The organism is Sphingopyxis sp. YR583, assembly GCF_900108295.1.
Taxonomy (GTDB): Bacteria; Pseudomonadota; Alphaproteobacteria; order Sphingomonadales; family Sphingomonadaceae; genus Sphingopyxis.
Window position 1 is genome coordinate 872,350 of sequence record NZ_FNWK01000001.1, and the last position, 15,685, is coordinate 888,034.

A 15,685-nucleotide genomic window follows, 5' to 3' on the forward strand; every position below is an offset into this window, starting at 1 on the left:
AACATAAAGAGAACAAATACTTCGATATCGGCCGAACGCGCTTATGCGTCGCGCCAGCGCGCAGGCAGGGCGATTTCGACGATCAGCCCGCTCGGGTCCCACCGCCGTTCGACCGTCCCGCCAAGATTGTTCTTCACGCTGCGCTCCATCAGCAGCGTGCCGAAACTCGTATGCTCGGGCGCCACCACCTCGCGGGCGCCGCCGCTTTCGGCCCAGGTCAGGCGGAACATGCGGTCGTCGGCGCCCTCTTCTTCCTGCGTCCAGCTGACATCGACACGGCCATTTTCTCCGGTCAATGCGCCATGCTTGACGGCATTGGTCGCCAGTTCGTTGAACAGCAGCGCCATCGCGACCAGAGCGTTTTCGGGCAGCAACAGGTCAGGCCCCGACCAGCGGATGCGCGGAAAGGCCGCCTCGACCTCGCGCATCAGTGCGTGCATCGATCCGGTCATGAAGTTCGACCCGAGCAGGACATTCTGCGCGCGGTTCAGCGCGTCGAGGCGGCTGCTGATCCGTTCGACATAGTCGTCGACATCGCGCGCGGCATGACGGGTCAGCGAGATGATCGCGCTGACCGTCGCGAACAGATTGCGCATCCGGTGATGCAGTTCGCGCATCAGTAGATTGGCATTTTCCTGACGGCTTTTCTGTTCGGTGATGTCGATGCTCACCCCGGTCAGCATTGCCTCGTCCGAATGACCGACCCAGTCGCCGCGCACGGCGTTCCAGCGGACACCCCTTTCCGAATTGAGTACGCGATATTCGGCCGAATAAGGGGTGCGATTGGCGACTGTTTCTTCCAATAGGGTCCGCAGCGCCGCTCGATCGTCGGGATGCACGAGATCAAAAAAGCCGTTGCCCGTCGCCAGTGTCGCTTCGAAACCCGAACCCCAAAGTTCGGCTCCGGCGCCCTGCGTGCTCAGCCGATCGGCCTTCGGATCATATTGCCAGGTCGCTATCCCGGAAAAATCGAGAGCCCGCTCAAGTGTGCGGCGCGCGTCGTCGCGCTCGGCACCGATGCGGCGCAGATCGGCCTCGGCCATGATGATTCCGGCAAAATCCTCGAGCCGCGCCAGATCGACCTCGGTCAGCGCGGCCCGCTCCTTGCGGTCGAGGACGCAAAGGCTGCCGAGGATCGCGCCATTATGCGCGCGAAGGGGCACGCCTGCGTAGAAGCGGATATGAAAATCGCCGATGACGAGCGGATTATCACGCGAGCGGGGATCGGCCAGCGCGTCGATCACCATGACCGGCGCATCCTCCGCGATCACATACGGACAAAAACTGAAGTCGCGCGGCGTTTCGCGGGTTTCGATACCATGCGCCGACTTGAACCACTGACGTCGGTCGTCGACGAGCGATATCAGCGCGATCGGCATATCGAACAATTCGGCAACCATTCGCGTTACGCGGTCGAACGCCGCCTCGGGCGCGGTATCCATAATCCGATACTCGCGAAGCGTGTCGAGCCGCAGCCGTTCGGCCGCGATTGCCGTGTCGTTGCCCCCGTCCGCCAAATTCCCTCCCTCGCTACGCTGCGATACCGGTGACCCTGTATCGCTCGATTCCCCGGGGCGCCGCTCTGCCATGAATATGGTCCCTGTAAAAGCATACGCGCGGCGCAAAAGGAAAGTGGTTTTATTCCACTCACTTACGCCGCTTCATCATCGCGTCCCGGCTGACTCTACGCTTTGATGCGCGACAAGTTGCAGTCATCAACGCGGCTTTCCGGTCGCCGCGCGGGAACCCACCCGCGCCGGGGCGCGTATGACTGAACTCAAGAGGGAGCAATTTGATGACATTGGGTGAGGAACTTCGCGGACATTTGCCCTTCCTGCGCCGCTATGCCCGGGCTTTGACGGGCAGCCAGCAGCATGGCGACAATTTCGTGCACACGACCCTCGAAGTCATCGTCGCGGCGCCCGATGAATTTCACAGCGGCGACGGCACGCGGATCGACCTCTACCGCAATTTTCACCGCATCTGGGAAAGCGCCTATATCGACGAGGGCGAAGACAGCGACGAAGGCGAACACCCGCTCGTCCGCGCGGCGCACCGGCGCCTTGTCCAGATCACACCGCTCGGACGACAGGTGTTGCTCCTCACCGCGCTCGAGGGCTTTTCGGTCGAGGAAGCCGGCTTGATTACGGGCACCGACAACCGGACGGTCGAAACCCTGCTCGCCGATGCGGTCGGCGAACTCGACCGCGAATCGCGCACCTCGGTGTTGATCATCGAGGACGAGCCGTTGATCGCCATGGAGCTCGAACAGATCGTGCGCGATCTCGGCCACCGCGTCGCGGGAATCGCTACGACGCACGAGGATGCGGTCGCGGCATTCGAGGAGACCGACGCCGGGCTCGTTCTCGCCGATATTCAACTCGCGGACGGATCGTCGGGGATCGATGCGGTTCAGGACATATTGGCGATCGCCCCGGTCCCCGCGATCTTCATCACCGCTTTTCCCGAACGGCTGCTGACCGGCGGCCGGGTCGAACCGACCTTCCTCATCTCGAAACCCTTTCGCGAGAATACGGTCCGCGCTGCGATCAGCCAGAGCCTGCTCTTCACGCCGCAACTCGCGGCGTAAGACAGCTTATCCCGACGGCCGCAAGGTGCTGTAGGCATCAATCGTAACGAGAAAACGGACGAGGCGTGCGGTCCGAAAGTTCCGCTTAATCCGGTGACGGCCCGCCCCCGGTCAACTGGTCGACATTGTCCATGATCGTTCGAAACGCCTCGCTCGACGGGATGGCGTCGGTGCTGCGCAGCGGCATTTCGCCGCTTTCCAAAATGGCCTGAAGCGCCGCCCGGCCGCGCGACACGCGGCTTTTCATCGTACCGACTGCGCAACCGCAAATCTCGGCGCCCTCTTCATAGGAGAGCTGCCCTGCGCCGATCAGCACCAGCGCCTCGCGCTGGTCGACGGGCAACAGCATCAGCGCCCGCTGTACGTCCGCCAGATGCAGGCTGTCGTCCTGATCGTCGGGCGCGACAAGCAAACGCTCGGCCGCCATTTCGTCATATTCCGCCGTGAATTTCTTGCGCCGCATCTGCGACAGGAAACAGTTGCGCAGGATGACGAAGGCCCAGCTTTTCATGCTGGCCGGTCCGGGCACATATTGCGCGCGCGCCTTCCATGCCTTTAGCATCGTTTCCTGCACCAGATCGTCGGCGAGGTCCGCATTGCCCGTCAGGCTGCGCCCGAACGCGCGCAGGTGCGGCAGCATCGCCGCCAATTCGCGCTTGAAGCTGGCATCGTCGAGCGGTTGGGGCGTTATATCGCTGATAAAAAGGCCTTTGTCTGGCAATGTTTCTTCATGTTCCAACCGGCTTAGCGTTTCGACCTTGCATTGCAAGCGCGCCGCCGGTCACTCTACAAACGGGCGGCGGCCCAGTGCGATGAAATTGGCGAATATCTTTTCGTCTACGGCATCGATCCGGCCGTCGGCCGCGAGCCGCGACAGACCGTCGTCGCGCCATTCGAAACGCGGGTCATACAGCATCGCCCATTCGCCGAAGTCGCGTGCTTCGATCGTGCGGCGGCGCACTTCGATCATGCCACTGTGCCGCGCGTCGTCGCGGATGACAGCAAGGCAGGCTTCGACCTTTTCGTCCGGCCCTTCCAGAAGTTGAAGGAAGTTATGCCCATTATAGACGAGCGCGCCGGTCAGTTCGTCGCGCACATTGTTGCGGCGCGCCGACACCAGGATCGACGCAATTTCTTCGTCGCTGATCGACGGATCGGCGACGCTCACATAGGTAACGGAAAGCAACTGGCCACCTCGCATGCCCCGGACGCAGGCCGGGCAAAATGTGACCCCTCACAGGACATGGCTTACGGCCGGTGTGGTTTATTGGCAACGCATTCGTCGCAAAAAAACGGAATCCGTGGAACCAGCGGGCGCCTTCCTCGTTGCTCCCGCATGGCTACGCAAGGCAACAACAGGATGAACGGCAAGGCCCCGCCGCCCCTGGGCGCCGATACGCCGCGCCGAACGGAGGGAAGCTTTCCCGGTACGAACGGCGACGAGTGGCATCGCACGCTTACGGGACGGCAGGCACCCGAGCCGGTGAGCGCGAAGCTGCGCATGATTTACGGCAATGTCGTTGCCGAAAAACTGCCCGACAACATGCTCGATCTTCTTTCCCGGCTCGATCAGAAAAGTCCGAAGCCATAATGACCGGAACCACCGCCGCTGCTTCGCAGCCGCAGGCCGAAACCCTGTCCGACAGCGAATTCAAGACGCTGCTCGCCGGTGTCATCCCCCATCTGCGCGCCTATGGCCGCAGCCTGTCGGGCAATCCCGATCTCGCCGACGATCTGACGCAGGACACGATGGTCAAGGCATGGGCGTCGCGCGAACGGTTCGAACGCGGCACGTCGATCAAGGCTTGGACCTTCGTCATCCTTCGCAACACCTTCCTGTCGCAGATGCGCCGCAACAAGTTCGTCGGCGAATATGACGAGACCGCGGTCGAGCGCACCATGTCGACCCCGGCCAGTCAGGAAGACAGCGGCGAGATGGCCGACCTCCAGCGCGGCCTGATGGAATTGCCGCAGGACCAGCGCGAGGCATTGATCCTCGTCGGCGCAGGCGGCCTGTCCTACGAAGAAGCCGCCAGCATCTGCGATTGCGCGCTCGGCACGATGAAGAGCCGCGTCTCGCGTGCTCGCGCCGCGCTCGAGGATATCATGAATAGCGGCCAATTTTCCCAGAAACGTGCCGACGCTCCGCCATCGAGCGAGGCGGTCGACGCAATCATGGACAGCGTCGAGACGATCACCGCGCGGCGCGAGGCGGCGAACCGTTAAGCCCTCTCGACTTTGCGATGCGGGCGCGTCAGAACGGCGCGTCCCTCCCTCAGCAAAGCGAGCTTCCCGATGACGAACCTGCCGCCCCTCGCCCTGATCGCCGCACTCACCATCGCTGCCTGCTCGGCGCCCGCCGCGACCGAAGCCGCCCCTGCCGACACCGCAAAACTCGACGCATCGGGCGCACAGCCGGCGACGCCGCTCGCCGACGCGCCCTTCACGGTTCAGGAGATCGCGAGCTTCAACGAACCTTGGGCGATGACCTTCGTCCCGGGCACGCGCGCCGCGCTGGTTACCGAGAAATCGGGCAAGCTCAAACTGTGGCAGGAGAATGGTCCGACACAGGATGTCGCGGGTGTCCCCACCGTCGCCTATGGCGGGCAGGGCGGTTTCGGCGACGTGATCGTCGCCCCCGACTTTGCGACCAGTGATACCATCTATTTGAGCTGGGTCGAGGCCGGCAGCGGCGATACCTTCGGCGCCGTCGTCGCCAAGGCGAAGCTGGTACAAGGCGCCGCGCCGCGGCTCGACGGTCTGCAGATCATCTGGAAACAGGATCCGAAGGTCACCGGCCGCGGCCATTTCTCGCACCGCCTCGCTTTCTCGCCCGACGGCAAATATCTCTTCATCGGATCGGGCGAACGCCAGAAGTTCGATCCCGCACAGGATATGAAGGCCAATCTCGGCAAGATCCTCCGCCTCAACCCCGATGGCAGCGTCCCCGCCGACAATCCCTTTGCTGCTCAGGGCGGCGTCACCGCGCAAATATGGTCGCTCGGCCACCGCAACATTCTCGGCCTCGCCTTCGATGGCACCGGCAAACTGTGGAATCAGGAAATGGGCCCGAAGGGGGGCGACGAAGTCAATCTGGTCGAGGCGAAGGCGAATTACGGATATCCGATCGTTTCGAACGGCGATCATTATGACGGCAAGGATATTCCCGACCATCCGACCCGCCCCGAATTTGCGGCGCCGAAGCTGTGGTGGAACCCCTCGGTCTCCCCTGCAGGGCTCGCCTGGTACGATGGCGACCTTTATCCGGGCTGGAAGAACAGCCTGCTGATGGGAGCGCTGTCGGGCGAAGGGCTGGTCCGCATGAGCATCGACGGCGACACGCTGCATAAGTCCGATCGCTGGAATTTCGGCCAGCGGATCCGCGAGGTCGAGGTGCGCGACGACGGATCAGTCTGGCTGCTGACCGATGGCGAGAATGGCAAGCTGGTGAAACTCGTCCCGAAAAGGTAAAGGCGGCCGCATGATCCGCGGCTTCCTCACCCGGCGCGCCGAATGGCCGGCGCGCATTCCCGACCCCGACGCGCTGCCGCCGCTCGCGCTCTTGTGGCGCGAGATGGGGTCGCTGGCGCGCGCGCTCGGCGGCCGCATCCGGCCGATGCCGGCCGAGCCCAATCCCGACAGCGAACATCCCCCGGTCATGGTTCTTCCGGGCTTCCTGTCGGGCGATTGGGCAACGAAGGCGCTTCGCGCCGACCTCCGCCGCTCGGGCTTCCGCTGCTATGCGTGGGGCCTCGGCTTCAACCGCGGCGCGACCGCCGACATCATCGACCGCATCGACACGCGCGTGCAATGGATCATCGACCGCACCGGCTATGCCCCCGCGCTCGTCGGATGGAGCCTCGGCGGCATCTACGCCCGCGAATATGCCAAGCATCATCCGGACAAGGTCGCGCGCGTCGTGACGCTCGGTTCGCCCTTTTCGGGCAGCCGCCGCGCCAATCGCGCCTGGCGTCTCTATCACCTGATCGCGCGCCATCCGGTCGACAATCCGCCGATCGACTTTCACCCTGCGCCGCGACCCGAAATGCCGACCTTCGCGCTCTGGTCGAAACATGACGGCGTCGTCGCGGTCGGCAGCGCGCGCGGGCTTCCGCACGAAAGCGACCGGCAGGTCGAGGTCGACTGCGGCCATATGGGCTTCGCTTACGCCCCGACCTCGGTCGCCGCGATCGCCAAGGCGCTGACCGAAGAGGTCGCCCCGCCCGGCCCCTATCAGCAGACGTCGATGCGATAGGCGGGCGCCGCACGCCAGGCCATCAGCGTCCGCCCCGGACGCTTTCCGGGGCGGCCTGTCGAGACAAAGCCGATCCGACGCAGCAGCGCGCGCGAGCGCTCGTTGTCGGGATGGCATTCGGCGACGATCGAGCATCCCGGCCGCGACACGGCGAGTGCGTCGACCACCGCGCGCACCGCCTCGGTCGCGATCCCCTTGCCGCGCACACGCGCCGCGAACCAGTATCCGATCTCATACTCCTGCCCCAAACGGCGGTGAACCCCGATTACACCGTTGAGGTCGAGGCCGCTTTCGTCGCGCACCGCATGAAAAACGTCGCCGCCGCCGGATCTGGCGATCAACGCACGCGCATCGGCTTCGGTGAAGGGTGCAGGCAGAAAATGGACCCGCGCGGTCACCGTCTCGTCGGTGATCGCGGCCAGCGCGCGCGCATCATCGGCAAAAAGCGGCGTGATGCGGCAATGGTCGGTCGACAGGGCAAGCAAGGTATCGGTCATGTCGCGTCTTCTTCAAAAAGCGCACGCCGAGGCCGGGGTTTCTGGTCTGATGATGTGATGACAACCATTCGCCTTCCGGTCACGGCGGCGATGGTCACAGGTGATGCCATGCCGCTCCTATGTAAAGGAGCGCCAATACGCCTTGAATCGGGTGGATCGGTCGTTGGTCATCGTGAGTGGACCTATCAGCGCCGCGCCATGCGATCAAGCCCCGGGGTTGACCTCTGCATATCACGTACTATTTAAAGTTACATGAAACGCGACAGCCGGCTCTCGGGCGTACTCCACGTCCTCCTCCACATGGCCGAACAGGAATCCCCGATGACCTCGGATCAGCTTGCGAAAGCGATGCAAACGCACGCGGTCGTGATCCGCCGCATCCTCGGCGGGCTACGCGATGCGGGCTTCGTCCACAGCGAAAAGGGACATGGCGGCGGCTGGACGATCGCAAAGCCCCTCGCCGATATCACCATGCGCGATGTCTATGACGCGATCGGGCAGCCCAGCCTGATGGCGATGGGAAACCGCACCGAGGCGCCCGGCTGCCTCGTCGAACAGGCGGTCAACGCCGCACTCGACTCCGGCTTTCGCGATGCCGAGGCGCTGCTGCTCGCGCGCTTCGGCGAAGTAACCCTCGCGGCCCTCGCCGCCGATTTCCACGCGCGCATGGCCGCACGATCCCCCGATACAAAGGAGCATATTCATGGCTGAAGGCACGCAGCATTTCCTCGACAGCTTCAAAGATCCAGAGGCGGTCGCGCGCTACACGGATGGGCCGCGCCGTTTCGTGCCCGGCCTCGACGGGCTCCACCGCATGACCGGGCTTCTGCTCGCCGAGCGCGTCCCCAATGACGCCCATATCCTCGTCCTCGGCGCGGGCGGCGGCAGCGAGATCAAGGCGATGGCCGAGGCGCATCCGGGATGGCGCTTCACCGGCGTCGACCCGGCAGGCCCGATGCTCGACCTCGCCGCGCAGGTGCTTGGCCCCGAAGCCCAGCGCGCCGACCTGATCGAAGGCTATATCGACGACGCCCCAGCCGGACCGTTCGACGGCGCGACGTGCCTGCTGACGCTCCATTTCCTCAATGTCGAAGAGCGCATCCGCACCGCCGCTGAAATCCGCCGTCGCCTGAAACCCGGCGCCCCCTTCGTAGCCGCGCACGGCAGCTTTCCGCAGGGCCCGGACGAGCGCGAGCGCTGGCTCGATCGATACGCTGCCTTTGCCATTGCCTCGGGCGGCGACCCGGAACAAGTCGCAAAGGGCCGCGAGGCTGTCGCCACGCATGTCGCGATGCTCAGCCCCCAAGCCGACGAAGACATATTGCGCGCCGCCGGGTTCGCGGGCGTCGAACAATTCTACGCCGCGTTCACCTGGCGCGGCTGGGTGGGTTATGCCTGAGCGCGACTAGCGCCCCGCCGCACCGCGCGCGGAACCGGCGACGAGGTTCATCACCAGCTTGGGCAGGCTGTCGTAGTTCGCGCCATGATATTGCGAATCCACGGGCAGCGCGTCCTTCAGGCGGCGGTGCGCCTCGCCCAGCGAATGATAAGGCACACCCGGCAGCAGGTGATGCAGCGCGTGATAGCGCAGACCCACCGGCGCCCACAATTCGGGCAGCAGCCCCGGCGGCGGGACGTTGACGCTGTCGAGGAACTGGCCGGTCACGGTCAGTACGTCGCCGTCATTTTCCCACAGATGCGCGACGAGGGTGCGGATCTGGTTGAGCACAAGCGTCGCCGACGCAATCGCGCCGAAGATGAGCAGCGCGCGGAGCGGCACCCAGCCGAAAACGCCAGCGGCAATCAGCAGGCTCGACCACGCCCAGGCGCCGCCCTCCTGCCATGCCCATTGCCGACGGAACTCGCCTTCGGGCGGCTTGCGGCGGAACAGCGGGTTGATGATCATCCCCGAATAGCGTTCGACGACGATCCGGCGCAGCGGCGGGATCAGGAACGACAGCGGGGTGAGCACGGCATAGCGAAAGACCAGCGCGACCGGCGCGAACGCGGCTGCGACGACGAACAAGGGCACCGTCCACGGCTTCATCAGCGCGAGCGGCAGATATTCGGGATCCTCGACCGTGCCATATTTGGTACGGTTGTGGTGCAGGCTGTGGATGCCCTCATACATGAAGGACGGGATCAGCATCGGCACGCCGACAAGGATGTTCCAGCCAAGACGGAAGCCCGGCAGCGCATTTTTTCGGATATGCGTCAGCTCGTGAATGAAGCTGCCCGCGCGATACAGCGCGATCACCGAAATCGCCGCGGCGACCAACATCCACGCCGTGGAGGGGGCGAGAATCGCGGCCGCGATACCGGCATAGCCGACGAAAGCCGAGGCGAGCATATCGGTCCAATAGATACGCGCGTTCGGCTGCACGAGATCGCGCGTCAGCTCCGAGGCCGCGCGGATCATCGCCATGTCGTCGGCAATCGCCGACTTGGGCACTTTCGTCGCCGACGTCACGAACGGGGTCGCGATCCGATCGGCAGGAGGATTGATCGTCGTCATAGCGGGTCCAAAACCATATTTTCGTGGCAGCAAAATGGCCGAATGCGGGTCGCCAGCGCCATTTCTATGCCGTAATGCGTCGCCACAAAATATAGGATGCCCTTTTCAGGAAACCAGTATGAGCGGACATAGCGACGGCCCGATCACCATCCACCCGGTCAAGGACAAGGCCGATCTGCGCGAGTTCGTCGAGCTTGCCTATCGGCTCAATCGCGGTGATCCGTCGTGGGTTCCGCCGCTGAAGGGCGAAGTGTACGGCCTGCTCACTCCGGGCAAGAATCCGTGGTTCGAACATGGCAAGGCGCAGTTCTTCCTCGCGCGGCAGGGTGGCCGCACGATCGGCCGCATCTCGGCGCATATCGACGAACTGGCGCTGGCGCAGCCGGCCGAACAGGGCATGGGCCCCGGAACCGGCAATTGGGGCCTGCTCGAAGCCGAAGATGAAGCCACCGCGCAGGCGCTGCTGGCTACCGCCGAGGATTGGCTGCGCACCCAGGGCATGCACCGCGCGCTGGGCCCACTGTCGATTTCGATCTGGGACGAACCCGGCCTGCTGATCGAGGGGTTCGACAACCGGCCGACGGTGATGATGGGGCACAACAGCCCGCTCTATCGGGCATGGATCGAGGGCGCGGGCTATCGCCGGGTCAAGCAGCTGCTGAACTATGACGTCGCGATTGCCGACGGGTTCCCGCCCCTCGTCAATCGCATCGTCGCGGCCGGCGAAAAAAATGCCCGCATTCGCATCCGCAAGGTCGACAAGCGCCGTTTCGCTGCCGAAGCGAAACTGATCATGGGGCTGCTCAACGATGCCTGGTCGGACAATTGGGGCTTTGTCCCGCTGACCGACAGCGAGATCGCCTATGTCGGCAAAAAGCTGAAAGACATCGTGTTCGAGGATCTGATCCGCGTCGCCGAAGTCGATGGCGAACCGGTCGCCTTCATGATCGTGCTGCCCAACATCAACCAGCTGCTGATCGACATGGACGGCTCGTTGCTTCCCTTCAACTGGGCGCGGCTGCTGTGGTGGCTACGCAAGCCGCAGAGCCACATCCTGCGCGTGCCGTTGATGGGTGTCGCGAAAAAGCTGCAGAACAGCCGCATGGCGAGCACGCTTGCCTTCATGATGATCGAATATATCCGCCGCGACGCGGTGCGCGATTATGGCACCCAGCGCGGCGATATCGGCTGGGTGCTCGACGACAATCAGGGGATGAACGCCGTCGCCGACGCGATCGAGGCCAAGGTTAACCGCGTGTACCAGATTTACGACAAATCGCTCTGACGCCGGGACAGATTTGCGACAAATGACGACCATCGTGCGTTTGGGGCGCGGAAAGGTTTGTCATGGCAGTCCAATATCTTGCCGCCCACCGCTTCGGTCTCGGCCGCCGGTTCGACGATCCCGCGATCGGTGACCCGAGGGCCTGGCTGACGCGCCAGATCGACGATTACGATCCCGCCCCGCCCGCGCTCGCTGGCCTTGCCGGACGCGCGGCGATCGCTAATGCCTATGCCGAATATCGCGATGAGCGGCAGGCGATGCGCCGCGAGGCGAACGATGTGGCGCAGATGAACGATGGCGAAGCGTCGATGCCCCAGGAGCTTCGCCGCATGTCGCGCGCGGGTTTCCGGCGCCACTATGCCGAGGCCGTGGGCGCGCGCCTCGCCGCAGCGATCGCGACACCGACGCCTTTCCCCGAACGGCTTGTCCATTTCTGGTCCAATCATTTCGCGGTGTCGGCGGACAAGCAGACCGTCGTCGGCTTTGCGGGCAATTACGAGAATCAGGCGATCCGCCCGCATATCATGGGCAAATTTTCCGACCTGCTGGTCGCCGCGATCCGTCATCCCGCGATGCTTCTCTATCTCGACCAGGCGCAAAGCTTTGGCCCCGACAGCCCCTTCGCGACACGCATCCGTAATCGCGGCAACCGGCAGGCGCCGGGGCTGAACGAGAATCTCGCACGCGAAATCATGGAATTGCACACGCTCGGCGTGCGCACGGGCTATACGCAGGCCGATGTGACGAGCTTTGCGAAGGCGCTCACCGGCCTGACCGTGGCGGGCCTTGGGCGCGGCGCGGGCCAGCGGCTGATGCCCGCCGACGCAGAACCCGGCGAGACATTGTTCGTCGAGCGGCTGCACCAGCCGGGCGCGCAGACGATCCTCGGCAAAAGCTACAACCAGCCCGGCGGCCGTCAGGCCGAAGCCGTGCTTCGCGACCTCGCCGTCCATCCCGCGACCGCGCAACATATCGCGACCAAGCTGGCGCGACACTTCACCAGCGACGATCCGCCCGCCCCGCTTGTCGACCGGCTGTCGGCAGACTTCCTCAAGACCGGCGGCGATCTTCCGTCGCTCTATCGCACGCTTGTCGCTTCGCCGGAGCCATGGGTGGTCGCCCCCGCAATGTTCAAATCCCCTTGGGACTGGACTGTGTCGATGCTGCGCGTGCTGAAAACTCCGGGGCTCGGCGAGCGGCAGAATATCGCCGCGATGTTCGCCCAACTCGGCCAGCCGATGTGGCGCCCGGGATCGCCCAAGGGCTATGACGATGTGGTCGCAACCTGGGCCGGATCGGCAGCGCTGATGCAGCGCGTCGAACTCGCGAGCCGCATCGCGGGACGGATCGGCGACCGCGCAGATGCCCGCGCCCTCGCCCCGCTTGTTCTAGCCGACGCACTCACCCCCGAAACCGCCCAAGCGATCGCGCGCGCCGACAGCCCCGGACAGGGGCTCGCGATGCTGTTCGCCAGCCCTGCTTTCCTGCGGAGATAGATGATGATCCTCTCACGCCGTTCGATCGTCCTGTCTGGGATTGCCGTCACAGCCACGGGCGCGCTGCCCAGCTTTGCCTATGCCGCCGCAGGCACGCCAAAGCGCCTCGTCTTCATCATCCAGCGCGGCGCCGCCGATGGTCTCGCCACCGTTGCGCCCACCGGCGACCCTGCCTTTGCCGCAGCGCGCCGCGCGATGGCGGACGAAACTGCCGCCGGCGCGAAGCTCGACGGCATGTTCACGCTGCACCCGGCGCTCGCGACGACAGCTGGCCTCTACACCGGCAAGCAGGCGCATTTCGCACACGCCGTCGCTACCGCCTATCGGGATCGTTCGCATTTCGACGGGCAGAATATGCTCGAGGGCGGCGGATCGCGGCCCTATGGACGTGATGATGGCTGGGTCGGTCGGCTCCTCACTCTGCTTCCCGCCGCCGAACGCGACGCCATTGCCATCGCCCCAGCGGTGCCGCTCGCGCTTCGCGGATCCGTACAGGTCGGCACCTATGCGCCGAGCCGCCTGCCGCAGGCCGACGCCGACCTGATCGCGCGGCTGACTGCGCTCTATCAGGACGATCCCCTCCTTCATCCACTCTGGGACAGCGCGATCAAGACGCAGGAACTCGCGGGCGACATCGGCGGCAACAACGGCCGCAACGGCGCCGACCTTGGCAAGCTCGCAGCGTCGCTGATGCTGCCCGTCGACGGCGCGCGGGTGATGATGGTCGAAACGGGCGGCTGGGACACGCACAGCGGCCAGCGCGGACGGCTCGCGGCGCAATTGCGCGGGCTCGACCAGCTCGTCGGTGCGCTCCAGACGGGGCTCGGTCCCGCATGGAACGACACGCTGGTCATCGTCGCGACCGAATTCGGCCGCACGGTCGAGGTCAACGGCACCGGCGGCACCGACCATGGCACCGCATCGACCGCGATGCTGCTCGGCGGCGGATTGAGCGACGGCGGCAAGGTGTCGGCCGACTGGCCCGGCCTCGGCACCGCCGCGCGCTACGAAGGCCGCGACCTCAAGCCGACGCGCAGCCTCGAAAGCGTGATCGCAGGCGCGGTGGCGCATCATTATGCGCTCGACCTGACGCGGGTGATGTCGACGCTGTATCCCGACGCTTAGTCGAGGATCGCCCAGGTCGGCGCATGGTCGCTGGCCTTTTCACGGCCGCGATGATCCTTGTCGACGCCCGCGTCGACAAGCCGGTCGGCGAGCGCGGGGCTGAGCAGCAGATGGTCGATGCGGAACCCATGGTCGCGCTGCCAGCCGCCGGCCTGATAATCCCAGAAGGTCCAGACCCCGCCCGCCGGATGGCGGCTGCGGATCGCGTCGGTCCAGCCGTCGCCGAGCAGGCGGAACCATGCGTCGCGCGATTCGGGCTGCATCAGCGCGTCGGTCGCCATGACGCGCGGATCCCACACATCATCGTCGTGCGGGATGACATTATAGTCACCGGTCAGGATCGTCGGAATTTCGGAGGCGAGGAGGAATTTCGCGCGCTCGCGCAACCGTGCCATCCACCGCAACTTGTAATCGAATTTCGGTCCGGGCTGCGGATTGCCGTTGGGAAGATAGATCGACGCGACGCGCAGGCCATGGACGTCGGCCTCCAGATAGCGTGACTGCTCGTCTTCGGGTTCGCCGGCGAGACCGCTCTGCGTTTCCACCGGCTGGGTGCCCTTCGCGAGGATCGCGACGCCGTTGAAGCCCTTTTGACCATGATAGAGAAAGCCGTAACCCGCCGCCTCGATCTCCTTCGTCGGCATCGTCTCGTCGCTCGATTTCAGTTCCTGCAGGCAGGCGATATCGGGCTGCGTTTCCTCGAGCCATTCGACGAGGCGCGGCAAACGGGCCTTAATCCCATTGATATTGAAGGTCGCGATTTTCATGGGCTCGCTATGCCAGCAAGCGCGCCGCTGTGAAAGGCGTCAGATCGAGAAGCTCGATCCGCAACCGCAGCCCGAGGCCGCGTTGGGATTTTCGACCTTGAACGACGATCCGCCGAGCGAATCGACGAAGTCGACGATGCACCCGCGCACCAGATCGATGCTGATGGGGTCGACAACCAGCTTCACCCCGTCGGTTTCGGTGACGATGTCATCGGCATCGATTCCTTCGGCGAGGCCGAAGCGGTAAGTGAAGCCCGAACAGCCGCCGCCATCGACCGCGAGGCGGAGCGCGGCCTCAGCCTCTCCCTTGCGGGTCGCGATCCAGCGGACGCGCGCTGCGGCGGCGGGCGAGAGGGTGATTTCGGAAAGCTGCGTGGCCATGAGCGCTAGATAGGGACCTTATGCACAAATAAAAAGGGCGCCTCGACGGTTGACCCGCCTGGCGCCCCTCCTCTCCGACCCAGGAAAGCTTGTTATTCGGGACCGCCCATCGCGACATTCTTGCCGGTGATGGCGGCGATCGCCATCTGGTCCGAGCGAACGAACGGCATCGGGTTGACCGGAGCGCCTTCGATGCGGACTTCATAATGGAGGTGGTTGCCGGTCGAACGACCGGTCGAACCGACGTAACCGAGGACTTGGCCCTTCTTCACCGACTGGCCCGGGGTCACGATGTACGATGACATATGACCATAGCGCGTCTGGATCGCGTTGCCATGCTCGACTTCGACATAATTGCCATAGCCGCCGAGACGCTGGGCGCGGCCGACGATGCCATCGGCGGTCGCATAAATCGGGGTGCCGTGCGGTGCCGGAATGTCGATGCCATTGTGGCGGGCGACCTTGCCGGTGACGGGGTGGACGCGCATGCCGTACGACGACGACAGCGACATCTGGTCGATCGGGCGGCGCGACGGAACGGCAACACCGATCGAGGCGGTCAGGCCGGTGTCGAGGCGCTTCCACGCTTGGAAGATTGCGCGGGCTTCGCTGTCCTCGCCGACCGACGGAACGCCAGCGGTGAAGCTGTCATCATCGGGTTCGTCGGGCGTGACAATACCAGCGTCGGCACTGGTTTCGGCAGCGTGGGCGGCCGGTGTGGCCAGTCCGAAACATGCTGCCGCGCAGAATATTGCGACTTGGTGCAACTTCTGC

The 15,685-nt window shown here is 64.6% G+C and carries 18 protein-coding genes; 10 read left to right on the forward strand and 8 right to left on the reverse strand.

What is annotated here, in order from left to right:
• Positions 1-41 precede the first annotated feature (41 nt).
• Positions 42-1,517, reverse strand: coding sequence for a sensor histidine kinase (locus BLW56_RS03965; protein ID WP_256203284.1), 1,476 nt, complete (start codon positions 1,515-1,517; stop codon positions 42-44).
• Between the two features lie 278 nt (positions 1,518-1,795).
• Here BLW56_RS03965 and BLW56_RS03970 point away from each other — a divergent pair, with 278 nt between their 5' ends.
• Positions 1,796-2,590: a response regulator gene (locus BLW56_RS03970; RefSeq protein ID WP_093509338.1), complete on the forward strand. Its 795-nt coding sequence runs from the start codon at positions 1,796-1,798 to the stop codon at positions 2,588-2,590.
• An 85-nt stretch (positions 2,591-2,675) separates the two neighbouring features.
• Here the strand turns inward: BLW56_RS03970 and BLW56_RS03975 are convergent, their stop codons facing one another.
• Positions 2,676-3,311 carry a sigma-70 family RNA polymerase sigma factor gene (locus BLW56_RS03975; protein ID WP_256203285.1) on the reverse strand — a complete coding sequence of 212 codons (636 nt, stop codon included), beginning with the start codon at positions 3,309-3,311 and terminating at the stop codon, positions 2,676-2,678.
• A 60-nt stretch (positions 3,312-3,371) separates the two neighbouring features.
• Complete coding sequence (locus BLW56_RS03980) at positions 3,372-3,776, reverse strand: BLUF domain-containing protein (RefSeq protein ID WP_093510771.1); 405 nt, start codon at positions 3,774-3,776, stop codon at positions 3,372-3,374.
• A 174-nt stretch (positions 3,777-3,950) separates the two neighbouring features.
• On the opposite strand from BLW56_RS03980, the gene BLW56_RS03985 reads away from it, so the two are divergent.
• The 4 genes from BLW56_RS03985 (at position 3,951) to BLW56_RS04000 (ending at position 6,845) form a co-directional block, all read left to right on the forward strand.
• The gene (locus BLW56_RS03985) at positions 3,951-4,181 is read left to right on the forward strand and encodes a NepR family anti-sigma factor (RefSeq protein ID WP_143043366.1); all 231 of its coding nucleotides are present in this window, start codon (positions 3,951-3,953) and stop codon (positions 4,179-4,181) included.
• Positions 4,181-4,816, forward strand: coding sequence for a sigma-70 family RNA polymerase sigma factor (locus BLW56_RS03990; protein WP_093509340.1), 636 nt, complete (start codon positions 4,181-4,183; stop codon positions 4,814-4,816). The genes BLW56_RS03985 and BLW56_RS03990 overlap by 1 nt, the downstream gene beginning before the upstream one ends.
• A gap of 69 nt (positions 4,817-4,885) precedes the next feature.
• Positions 4,886-6,061, forward strand: a complete 1,176-nt coding sequence (locus BLW56_RS03995; protein WP_093509341.1) for a PQQ-dependent sugar dehydrogenase — start codon at positions 4,886-4,888, stop codon at positions 6,059-6,061.
• Positions 6,062-6,071: 10 nt separating this feature from the next.
• Positions 6,072-6,845, forward strand: a complete 774-nt coding sequence (locus tag BLW56_RS04000) for an esterase/lipase family protein (protein WP_093509342.1) — start codon at positions 6,072-6,074, stop codon at positions 6,843-6,845.
• Here the strand turns inward: BLW56_RS04000 and BLW56_RS04005 are convergent.
• Positions 6,824-7,342: a GNAT family N-acetyltransferase gene (locus BLW56_RS04005; RefSeq protein ID WP_093509343.1), complete on the reverse strand. Its 519-nt coding sequence runs from the start codon at positions 7,340-7,342 to the stop codon at positions 6,824-6,826. The genes BLW56_RS04000 and BLW56_RS04005 overlap by 22 nt on opposite strands.
• Before the next feature lie 252 nt (positions 7,343-7,594).
• Here BLW56_RS04005 and BLW56_RS04010 point away from each other — a divergent pair, with 252 nt between their 5' ends.
• A complete protein-coding gene (locus tag BLW56_RS04010) occupies positions 7,595-8,053 on the forward strand; it encodes an RrF2 family transcriptional regulator (RefSeq protein WP_093509344.1) in 459 nt (152 codons plus the stop codon).
• A complete protein-coding gene (locus BLW56_RS04015) occupies positions 8,046-8,741 on the forward strand; it encodes a class I SAM-dependent methyltransferase (RefSeq protein WP_093509345.1) in 696 nt (231 codons plus the stop codon). The genes BLW56_RS04010 and BLW56_RS04015 overlap by 8 nt, the downstream gene beginning before the upstream one ends.
• A gap of 6 nt (positions 8,742-8,747) precedes the next feature.
• Here the strand turns inward: BLW56_RS04015 and BLW56_RS04020 are convergent, their stop codons facing one another.
• Positions 8,748-9,857, reverse strand: coding sequence for a fatty acid desaturase family protein (locus tag BLW56_RS04020; protein WP_093509346.1), 1,110 nt, complete (start codon positions 9,855-9,857; stop codon positions 8,748-8,750).
• A 118-nt stretch (positions 9,858-9,975) separates the two neighbouring features.
• Here BLW56_RS04020 and BLW56_RS04025 point away from each other — a divergent pair, with 118 nt between their 5' ends.
• From BLW56_RS04025 to BLW56_RS04035, 3 genes are all read left to right on the forward strand, one after another.
• On the forward strand, positions 9,976-11,142 hold the full coding sequence (locus BLW56_RS04025) for an N-acetyltransferase (protein ID WP_093509347.1): 1,167 nt from the start codon (positions 9,976-9,978) through the stop codon (positions 11,140-11,142).
• A 62-nt stretch (positions 11,143-11,204) separates the two neighbouring features.
• Positions 11,205-12,638 carry a DUF1800 domain-containing protein gene (locus BLW56_RS04030; protein ID WP_093509348.1) on the forward strand — a complete coding sequence of 478 codons (1,434 nt, stop codon included), beginning with the start codon at positions 11,205-11,207 and terminating at the stop codon, positions 12,636-12,638.
• 3 nt (positions 12,639-12,641) lie between these two features.
• Positions 12,642-13,763, forward strand: coding sequence for a DUF1501 domain-containing protein (locus BLW56_RS04035; protein ID WP_093510772.1), 1,122 nt, complete (start codon positions 12,642-12,644; stop codon positions 13,761-13,763).
• On the opposite strand, the gene xth is transcribed toward BLW56_RS04035, so the two are convergent.
• The 3 genes from xth to BLW56_RS04050 form a co-directional block, all read right to left on the reverse strand.
• Positions 13,760-14,530 carry an exodeoxyribonuclease III gene (xth, locus tag BLW56_RS04040; RefSeq protein ID WP_093509349.1) on the reverse strand — a complete coding sequence of 257 codons (771 nt, stop codon included), beginning with the start codon at positions 14,528-14,530 and terminating at the stop codon, positions 13,760-13,762. The genes BLW56_RS04035 and xth overlap by 4 nt on opposite strands.
• Before the next feature lie 39 nt (positions 14,531-14,569).
• Entirely contained in the window at positions 14,570-14,911 is a 342-nt protein-coding gene (gene erpA / locus BLW56_RS04045) for an iron-sulfur cluster insertion protein ErpA (RefSeq protein ID WP_093509350.1), read from the reverse strand.
• 92 nt (positions 14,912-15,003) lie between these two features.
• Complete coding sequence (locus tag BLW56_RS04050) at positions 15,004-15,678, reverse strand: M23 family metallopeptidase (protein WP_256203286.1); 675 nt, start codon at positions 15,676-15,678, stop codon at positions 15,004-15,006.
• Positions 15,679-15,685: the final 7 nt, after the last annotated feature.

Excerpts from the sequence above, each read along its gene's own strand:
- BLW56_RS03970 (WP_093509338.1), top strand. The coding sequence starts at position 1,796 with ATGACATTGGGTGAGGAACTTCGCGGACATTTGCCCTTCCTGCGCCGC.
- BLW56_RS03985 (WP_143043366.1), top strand. The coding sequence starts at position 3,951 with ATGAACGGCAAGGCCCCGCCGCCCCTGGGCGCCGATACGCCGCGCCGA.
- BLW56_RS03990 (WP_093509340.1), top strand. The coding sequence starts at position 4,181 with ATGACCGGAACCACCGCCGCTGCTTCGCAGCCGCAGGCCGAAACCCTG.
- BLW56_RS03995 (WP_093509341.1), top strand. The coding sequence starts at position 4,886 with ATGACGAACCTGCCGCCCCTCGCCCTGATCGCCGCACTCACCATCGCT.
- BLW56_RS04000 (WP_093509342.1), top strand. The coding sequence starts at position 6,072 with ATGATCCGCGGCTTCCTCACCCGGCGCGCCGAATGGCCGGCGCGCATT.
- BLW56_RS04005 (WP_093509343.1), bottom strand. The coding sequence starts at position 7,342 with ATGACCGATACCTTGCTTGCCCTGTCGACCGACCATTGCCGCATCACG.
- BLW56_RS04010 (WP_093509344.1), top strand. The coding sequence starts at position 7,595 with ATGAAACGCGACAGCCGGCTCTCGGGCGTACTCCACGTCCTCCTCCAC.
- BLW56_RS04015 (WP_093509345.1), top strand. The coding sequence starts at position 8,046 with ATGGCTGAAGGCACGCAGCATTTCCTCGACAGCTTCAAAGATCCAGAG.
- BLW56_RS04020 (WP_093509346.1), bottom strand. The coding sequence starts at position 9,857 with ATGACGACGATCAATCCTCCTGCCGATCGGATCGCGACCCCGTTCGTG.
- BLW56_RS04025 (WP_093509347.1), top strand. The coding sequence starts at position 9,976 with ATGAGCGGACATAGCGACGGCCCGATCACCATCCACCCGGTCAAGGAC.
- BLW56_RS04030 (WP_093509348.1), top strand. The coding sequence starts at position 11,205 with ATGGCAGTCCAATATCTTGCCGCCCACCGCTTCGGTCTCGGCCGCCGG.
- BLW56_RS04035 (WP_093510772.1), top strand. The coding sequence starts at position 12,642 with ATGATCCTCTCACGCCGTTCGATCGTCCTGTCTGGGATTGCCGTCACA.
- xth (WP_093509349.1), bottom strand. The coding sequence starts at position 14,530 with ATGAAAATCGCGACCTTCAATATCAATGGGATTAAGGCCCGTTTGCCG.
- erpA (WP_093509350.1), bottom strand. The coding sequence starts at position 14,911 with ATGGCCACGCAGCTTTCCGAAATCACCCTCTCGCCCGCCGCCGCAGCG.